Origin of the sequence: uncultured Bradyrhizobium sp. (assembly GCF_964252615.1) — a bacterium.
GTDB lineage: Bacteria > Pseudomonadota > Alphaproteobacteria > Rhizobiales > Xanthobacteraceae > Bradyrhizobium.
The window spans coordinates 1-7,571 of record NZ_CAXUNQ010000088.1; the positions used below are offsets into that span (position 1 = coordinate 1).

At 63.3% G+C, this 7,571-nt stretch carries 7 protein-coding genes; 5 read left to right on the top strand and 2 right to left on the bottom strand.

Annotated elements, in window-relative coordinates:
* Positions 1 to 366: 366 nt before the first annotated feature.
* Positions 367 to 1,461 carry an ROK family protein gene (locus ACFE72_RS23760; RefSeq protein ID WP_375415583.1) on the bottom strand — a complete coding sequence of 365 codons (1,095 nt, stop codon included), beginning with the start codon at positions 1,459 to 1,461 and terminating at the stop codon, positions 367 to 369.
* A gap of 320 nt (positions 1,462 to 1,781) precedes the next feature.
* Here ACFE72_RS23760 and rplU point away from each other — a divergent pair, with 320 nt between their 5' ends.
* The 3 genes from rplU to ACFE72_RS23775 all read left to right on the top strand — a co-directional run bounded on the left by rplU (position 1,782) and on the right by ACFE72_RS23775 (position 3,366).
* Positions 1,782 to 2,288, top strand: a complete 507-nt coding sequence (gene rplU, locus ACFE72_RS23765; protein WP_375415584.1) for a 50S ribosomal protein L21 — start codon at positions 1,782 to 1,784, stop codon at positions 2,286 to 2,288.
* A 69-nt stretch (positions 2,289 to 2,357) separates the two neighbouring features.
* Positions 2,358 to 2,630: a 50S ribosomal protein L27 gene (gene rpmA / locus ACFE72_RS23770; protein ID WP_375415585.1), complete on the top strand. Its 273-nt coding sequence runs from the start codon at positions 2,358 to 2,360 to the stop codon at positions 2,628 to 2,630.
* Positions 2,631 to 2,763: 133 nt separating this feature from the next.
* On the top strand, positions 2,764 to 3,366 hold the full coding sequence (locus tag ACFE72_RS23775; protein ID WP_375415586.1) for a GNAT family N-acetyltransferase: 603 nt from the start codon (positions 2,764 to 2,766) through the stop codon (positions 3,364 to 3,366).
* Between the two features lie 148 nt (positions 3,367 to 3,514).
* On the opposite strand, the gene ACFE72_RS23780 is transcribed toward ACFE72_RS23775, so the two are convergent.
* Positions 3,515 to 4,429: a DMT family transporter gene (locus ACFE72_RS23780; protein WP_375415589.1), complete on the bottom strand. Its 915-nt coding sequence runs from the start codon at positions 4,427 to 4,429 to the stop codon at positions 3,515 to 3,517.
* Between the two features lie 147 nt (positions 4,430 to 4,576).
* Here ACFE72_RS23780 and obgE point away from each other — a divergent pair, with 147 nt between their 5' ends.
* Both obgE and ACFE72_RS23790 read left to right on the top strand, forming a co-directional pair.
* The gene (obgE, locus tag ACFE72_RS23785) at positions 4,577 to 5,626 is read left to right on the top strand and encodes a GTPase ObgE (protein ID WP_375415587.1); all 1,050 of its coding nucleotides are present in this window, start codon (positions 4,577 to 4,579) and stop codon (positions 5,624 to 5,626) included.
* A gap of 96 nt (positions 5,627 to 5,722) precedes the next feature.
* Positions 5,723 to 7,345 (top strand): alkaline phosphatase family protein, encoded by a 1,623-nt coding sequence (locus ACFE72_RS23790; RefSeq protein WP_375415588.1) that lies wholly within the window; start codon positions 5,723 to 5,725, stop codon positions 7,343 to 7,345.
* The last annotated feature ends 226 nt before the right edge of the window (positions 7,346 to 7,571 follow it).

Here is a 7,571-nt window from a genome sequence, read left to right on the forward strand (position 1 = left end):
GAGGGATTCGAACCCCCGATAGGCTTGCACCTATGCCGCATTTCGAGTGCGGTGCATTCGACCACTCTGCCACCTCTCCAGGCGCCATGGACGGGCGTGCTGCCGTCGGTCGGGCGAAGTTCTAGGCGAGGATGGCGAGTCAGACAAGGCGCGGGGGCGAGGAAACTGGACGCGGATTCGTCACGGCCGGGCCTGTCCCCGCCCGTCCGTCCTTCAAGGACCGCGGCGACGAAGGATGGATGCGCCCGACCGGGCGCCAATCGATGGCTGGGATCCGCCCCGACGCCGCTGCGGCCTTGCGCCGGATGCTTGCGCCGTGCCGCCTGACATCATCCTTGCGAAAACCGGAAGCATGCTGCGCGCTCCCTACTCCTTGCCCTTCTTCTCGCTTTTGCCGTTCTTTTCCTTCTTGCGGTTGGTGAAGCGCGCGTTACCCAACCCGGTGCCGATCGTCAGCACGCCCCAGCGATCGACGTCTTGCATGAACGGCACTTCGGAAAGGCCTTGCGCCACGCCGTCATTGTGCATCAGCACCGCGGTATCGTGATTGCCGATCTCCGGAATCGCCTCGACCAGGCTGGCCGGCAGGTTGAATTTGCTGCTCTCCCAGTTGCCCGGCAGGTTTTGCGCGCCCTTTTCGATCGAGCCATCGGCGTCGATCACGCCAGGGCAGGAAATCCCGATGAAGGGCGCAAGTTTCAATCCTTCGGCGTCGGCCGCGGTGATCAGGTCCTTCAGCATCTTGACGAGACGCTTCACCGCGCCTTCCCGCGTCGGCTCGTCGTCGGCATGACGCCATAATTCGGACTTCCACACCGCCGCCTTCGACAGGTCCTTGGCCTTCTTCCAGCGCGTCTCCACCACGCCGCAGCGGATGTTGGTGCCGCCGATGTCGACCGCCAGAATGCTGTCATGGGCCTCGAAAATCCACGACGGCGCCAGATGCAGGCAGCCGACCAGTCCGGCATCGTCGGGATCGAAGCGGATCGGCACTAGATCAACCTTGAAGCCTTCGGATTTCAGGATGAGGTCGGTGCGCGCGATCGCGATCTCCCCGACCCGGCTTTGGCGGAAACCGCCGCCGACGACGATACGCTCGGTGTCGGTCCATGCCTTGCTCTTGAGAAAGCGTCGTGTGACGTAGGCCAGTTCCTGGGCGAATTCCTCGATCGCGCCATGCACCACCGCCGCGGCGGCGATGTCGTTCCCCGCCAGCGCCTCATCCAGCGCGCTCTTGGCGAGGTCTCGCGAGGCTTTCTTGCCGAACGGATCGTCGCCATTGTTGCGCAACGGCTTGCGCAAGCCGTCCAGGATCCGGCGGAATGCGCCCTTGCTGGCGCGATCGCCGAGAAAGCCGTCGTCGTCTTTCAGTTCGATATTGAAGCTGTCGACATCGACCGACGGCAGGCGCGTGGCGCCATGCCGGGCGATGCCGGTGGTGGTTACGAGTTCGTCAGCCATTTTTACCCTTGCCCGCTGGAGTGCGGCAGGACAACGGCCCGGGAACCCGTTGGTTTCATGGCCGGACGCCGCATGTCCTGCAAGCGATCCGCCGCGGCGAAATGCTCCAAATCCGGCATTTTGGCCGGCTTTCAACGCTCTTTACCTTGACTCTCGGCTTCCACCGGCTATAAGTCCCCGCACCCGGCGCGGGATTTTTCTCGCGCTGTTTGTTTTTGCGTGTCCCACCGGGCCGCCGCAGAAATTGAACCCATTACGACTGACCAAAAAGCCGGCCCGGAGCCATCCGAGGCCGGGATCGAACACGAAGGAATGAAACGATGTTCGCAGTCATCAAAACCGGCGGCCGGCAATACCGTGTCGTTCCGGATGATGTGCTCGAGATAGGCAAGATCGCCGGCGACGTCGGGACGATCGTGCAGCTTGGCGAAGTGTTGCTGGTCGGCGGTGAATCGCCGGTGCTCGGGGTGCCCACGGTGCCGGGCGCCTCGGTCGCGGCCGAAGTGCTGCAGCACAAGCGCGGCCCCAAAATCATCTCGTTCAAGAAGCGCCGCCGCAAGAATTCGCGCCGCAAACGCGGCTATCGCGACGAGATTACGGTATTGCGCATCACCGAGATCCTGACCAACGACAACAAGCCGACCATCGGTCCGCGTCCGAAAAGGGAAAAGCCGGTGGTGAGCGCGCCGGTCGACGGCGACAACGACGCGCCGGCATCTGCAAAGAAGAAGGCGGCCGCAAAGAAACCGGCCGCCAGGGCTGCGGCAAAGCCGCGCGCCAAGCCGGCGGCCAAGAAAGCTGCGGCGAAGAAGAGCGACAAAAAATAAGCGTGATAAAAAGTGAGATGATTCCGTCAAGGAATTGATCTAAGAACGTATCGAAGTTGGAGACGGGCCATGGCTCACAAAAAAGCAGGCGGTTCATCGCGTAACGGGCGTGATTCGGCGGGCAAGCGGCTTGGGATCAAGGCTTACGGCGGCGAGTACGTGATTCCGGGCAACATCATCGCGCGCCAGCGCGGCACCACGTGGCATCCCGGCCTTAATGTCGGCATGGGCACCGACCATACCCTGTTCGCCAAGGTCGAGGGTCATGTCGAGTTTCGTTCTAAAGCCAACGGCCGCACCTTCGTGTCGGTACTTCCGATGACCGAGGCGGCGGCCGAGTAACGGTGGACTAAATGGAGTCCGCCGGTCCTGTTGAACCGGCGGGGTCCAAAAAGGGCTCCAGAGGGGAGGCGGGAAACCGGCCTCCCCTTTTTCACGCGTCAATTTAAGAAAAGCATCACGCGAGGAGCCCGACATGCTGCAGGACATCCCGACACCGACGTCCACATTGCACGAGACGAGACCCTTCGTCCTGGAGACCGAACGGCTGCTGCTGCGCCGGCCGACCCTCGCGGACGTTAAATCCATTGCCCGTCTGGCCAACGACCGCCGCATTGCCGTCAACACCCGCCGGCTGCCGCATCCCTATTCCGAGGATCACGCGGTGGAGTTCGTGCGCTCGCTGGCGACTGAGCCTCGCAACACGGTTTTCCTGATCGAGTGCGACGCCATGCCGGCCGGCATGGTCGGAATCGACTGGCGCGAGCCCGATGCACCCGAACTCGGCTACTGGCTTGGCGTGGCGTCGTGGGGCAGAGGTCTGGGCACCGAGGCCGCGCGCGCGGTGATCGACTTCACTTTCGAGGAATTCGAGGTCGAGCACCTCTGCGCCGGCGCCCGGGTGACCAATCCCTCCTCGCGCAACATCCTGGAGAAGTGCGGCTTCCAGTGGACCGGCGTCGAACTGCACCGCTTCGAGGCGATCGGATCGTCCACGCCGGTCGACTGCTTCAAGCTGAGCCGCAGCGTATGGGCTTCGCTGAAGAACTGGGGGGCTTCGACGAAAAGGGAACGGTGACATCGGACCCGATGCAGCGTCTTTCGCGCTGCCCCGCAGTGATTTCGTAGGGTGGGCAACGCGCAGCGTGTCCGCCAAGCCGCAGGCACAATGCGGGACGCATCAAGGGTGGGCACGGCGCAAAAGCGCCTTTGCCCACCCGACGCTCTCACACCGGCGGACTCACAGCCGTCTCACGTCCTAATCGCTGTTCGCGAATGAAAATGTACAGCCCGGCGCAGATGATGATCGCCGCACCGAGCATCGTCGCCGTCGACGGCACGTCGCCGAATACGGTGTAGCCGAACATCACCGCCCACACGATCATCGAATACTGATACGGCACCACCACGCTCGCCGGCGCCAGTTTCAGCGAGCGGTTGGTGCAGAGCAGCGCCATGATCGAGATGCATCCGGCCAGCACGAACAGGCCGAGATCTGCCAGACCCGGCAGCCGCCACGCGAACGGCGCCAGCACCAGGCCGACGCTGAAGGTGCCGGCGAATTGCGTTGCGGCGAGCACGATATCCGGCGTGGTTCGCAGCGAACGGGTGACGATCATCAATACCGCGAACGACAGGCTGCCGCCGAGCGCGATCAATGCCGGCCATGTGACGGTTTGCGCCGACGGCTGCAGCGCGATCAGGACGCCGCAGAATCCGACCATGACCGCGCTCCAGCGCCGCCAGCCGACATGCTCGCGCAGGAAGACGGCCGACAACGCGGTGACGAAGATCGGACACGCCAGATAATAGGTGATGACATCGGCCAGCGGCAGATACACCACCGCGATGAAAAAGGCCGCAACCTCCGCGGTCGACAGCACCGCGCGCAGCAGCTGCAGCCACGGCCGCTCCAGCCGCGGCAGCGTCGCACGCTGCCGCCAGATCAGGGTCAGCAGCATCGCCAGCGGGACTGCGGCGCGCAGCAGCAGCAATTCGTTGACCGGATAGTTCGCGACCAGCACCTTGCCCAGCGCATCGCCGGACGCAAACATGCACACGCCGGCGAGCATCAGGGCGATGCCGGCGAGGCGGGCGGAGCGTTCGTCCGAATGGATCGAGATTTTGGAGAGAAAGGACATGTGTTCCTTCGTCATGCCGGGCCTGTCCGGCCAACCACGCCTTTGGTGCCGCGCTGTATTAAAGACGTGGATGCCCGGCACAAGGCCGGGCATGACGAGCAGATGTAACAGGTTGCCCCGCCCGCACCCCTGCACTACCTATACCGCATGAAATTCCTCGATGAAGCCAAGGTCTATATCCGCTCCGGCGACGGCGGCAACGGCTGCGTGGCGTTCCGGCGCGAGAAGTACATCGAATTCGGCGGCCCCTCCGGCGGCAATGGCGGCCGCGGCGGCGATGTCATTGTGGAAGTTGCCGACGGACTGAATACGCTGATCGATTATCGCTACCAGCAACATTTCAAGGCGCCGAAAGGCACCAATGGCATGGGCAAGGACCGCCATGGCGCAAACGGCAAATCGATCGTGCTCAAGGTGCCGGTGGGCACCCAGATTTTCGACGAGGATCGCGAGACCCTGATCCACGACTTTACCACGCTGGGCGAACGCTTCGTGCTGGCAGAAGGCGGCAATGGCGGCTTCGGCAACGCGCATTTCAAGTCCTCCACTAACCGCGCGCCGCGCAATGCCAATCCCGGACAGGAGGGCGAAGAGCGCTGGATCTGGCTGCGGCTGAAGCTGATCGCCGACGCAGGACTTGTGGGCCTGCCCAATGCCGGCAAGTCGACCTTCCTCTCGGTGGTCAGCGCGGCGAAACCGAAGATTGCCGACTATCCGTTCACCACGCTGCATCCGCAGCTCGGCGTGGTGAATTCGGACGGCCGCGAATTCGTGCTGGCGGATATCCCCGGCCTGATCGAAGGCGCGCATGAAGGCGCCGGCCTCGGCGACCGTTTCCTCGGCCATGTCGAGCGCTGCCGCGTGTTGCTGCATCTGGTGGACGCCACCTGCGAGCACGCAGGCCGGGCCTACAAGACGGTGCGGACGGAGCTGGACGCCTATGAGGGAAATCTCGCCGACAAGATCGAGATCGTCGCGCTCAACAAGATCGACGCGGTTTCCGCCGACGAACTGAAAAAGCAAAAAGACCGGCTGAAGCGCGCTGCCAGGAAGACCCCGCTGCTGATTTCGGGCGTGACCGGCGACGGCGTGAAAGACGCGTTGCGCGCGCTGGCCGAGGTGATCGGCGAAGCTCCGGTGTCGGTGAAGGCCAAAAGCGCGGCGCAGGCCGAGCCGTGGACGCCGCAGACGAGCTAGCGTAGGGCGGATTACGCTTCGCTAATCCGTCCTGCATGCTTGTCATCGGCGCTTCGATATCGCAGCATCGCCCGTCGATCTTACCGAAGTGCCCTCATGCCGCGCCCGAACAACGTCATCTGGATCATGTGCGACCAGCTTCGCCATGATTATCTCGGATGCGCGGGACACCCGACTTTAAAAACACCGAACATCGACGCCATGGCGCAACGCGGCGTGCGCTTCTCGAACGCCTATGTGCAATCGCCGATCTGCGGCCCCTCGCGGATGTGTTCCTATACCGGCCGCTACATGCGCTCGCACGGCTCGCACTGGAACGGCTGGCCGCTGCGCGTCGGCGAGCCGACGCTCGGCGACCACCTCGCGGCTATCGGCGTGCGCAACGTGCTGGTCGGGAAAACCCATATGGCGCCGGACCTCGAGGGCATGAAGCGCCTCGGAATGACGCCGGAATCGATCGTCGGCGTACACGTGGCGCAATGCGGCTTCGAGCCTTATGAGCGCGATGACGGCCTGCATCCTACCGGACGGCCGCGGCCGAAATACGATGCTTACCTGCGCGAACGCGGCTACGACGCCGTCAATCCGTGGGAGCACTGGGCCAATTCCGGTGCGGCGGCGGACGGCGCGCTGCAGAACGGCTGGCTGCTGGTCCACGCCGACAAGGCCGCGCGCATTCCGAAAGAACATTCCGAGACGCCCTACATGACCCGCCGTGCGATGGATTTCATCGCCGGGGCCGAGCAGGATGGACGGCCGTGGTGCCTGCATCTGTCTTATATCAAGCCGCACTGGCCCTATATCGCGCCCGAGCCCTACGCCAGCATGTACGGCGCAAAGGACGTGCAGCCCGCGATCCGCTCCGAGCAGGAAAAGGACGACGCGCATCCGGTGTTCGCCGCCTACATGGACATGCGCTACTCGAAGAACATGGCGCGGAACGAGGCGCGCGAAAAGGTCATTCCCGCCTATATGGGGCTGATCAGGCAGATCGATGACCAGATCGGCGTGCTGATGCAGTTCCTCGAGGGGCGCGGCCTGCTCGACAGCACGATGATCGTGTTCACGTCGGACCACGGCGATTACCTCGGCGATCACTGGATGGGCGAAAAGGACCTGTTCCACGACCAATCCGCCAAGATTCCACTGATCGTGGTCGACCCGTCCAACGCGGCCGACGCTACCAGAGGCACCGTCTGCACTGCGCTGGTCGAGGCCATCGATCTTGCGCCGACCTTCATCGAAGTCTTCGGCGGCGAGCCGCCGGACCATATTCTCGAAGGACGTTCGCTGCTGCCGCTGCTGCGCGGCGAAACGCCTCCCGATTGGCGCAAGGTGGTATTCTCGGAGTACGATTATTCCATGCAGGACGTGCGGCTGACGCTGAACCAGCCGATTTCGCAATGCCGGCTGTTCATGGTGTTCGACGGCCGCTGGAAATACATCCACGCCTCCGGTTTCCGCCCCATGCTTTACGACCTGCAGAGCGACCCGCAGGAATTCATCGACCGCGGCGCCGACCCCGTCTGTGCGGGCGAGATCGCGCGGCTGCAGGCGGCGCTGTTCGACTGGGCGCTGCATCCGAAGGGTCATGTCACCACCAGCAATGAGAAGATCGCGAACTATGCCGACCGGCAGATTCAGCTAAAAAACGGCATCCTGATCGGTATCTGGGATGAAGCCGAACTGGCCGCGATCCGCAAGAAGATCCAAACCTGACCCACGTCATGCCGCGCTTGGGCATCCACGTCTTGCTTCTTGCGGGTTGCAAAGACGTCGATGGCGGGACGAGCCCTACTGGATGCACACCTCTCATCGTCATTGCCGGGGCTTGACCCGGCAATCCATCCCGCTTCGCAAAAGCCTTTTGCGAACAGTGATGGATACGCAGGTCAAGCCCGCGGTTGACGCAGTGTGGGTAGCGGCGTGTTGCGATATCGCGCTC

Coding starts and splice junctions, on each gene's coding strand:
- ACFE72_RS23790 (WP_375415588.1), top strand. CDS start 5,723: ATGCCGCGCCCGAACAACGTCATCTGGATCATGTGCGACCAGCTTCGC.
- ACFE72_RS23760 (WP_375415583.1), bottom strand. CDS start 1,461: ATGGCTGACGAACTCGTAACCACCACCGGCATCGCCCGGCATGGCGCC.
- rplU (WP_375415584.1), top strand. CDS start 1,782: ATGTTCGCAGTCATCAAAACCGGCGGCCGGCAATACCGTGTCGTTCCG.
- rpmA (WP_375415585.1), top strand. CDS start 2,358: ATGGCTCACAAAAAAGCAGGCGGTTCATCGCGTAACGGGCGTGATTCG.
- ACFE72_RS23780 (WP_375415589.1), bottom strand. CDS start 4,429: ATGTCCTTTCTCTCCAAAATCTCGATCCATTCGGACGAACGCTCCGCC.
- obgE (WP_375415587.1), top strand. CDS start 4,577: ATGAAATTCCTCGATGAAGCCAAGGTCTATATCCGCTCCGGCGACGGC.
- ACFE72_RS23775 (WP_375415586.1), top strand. CDS start 2,764: ATGCTGCAGGACATCCCGACACCGACGTCCACATTGCACGAGACGAGA.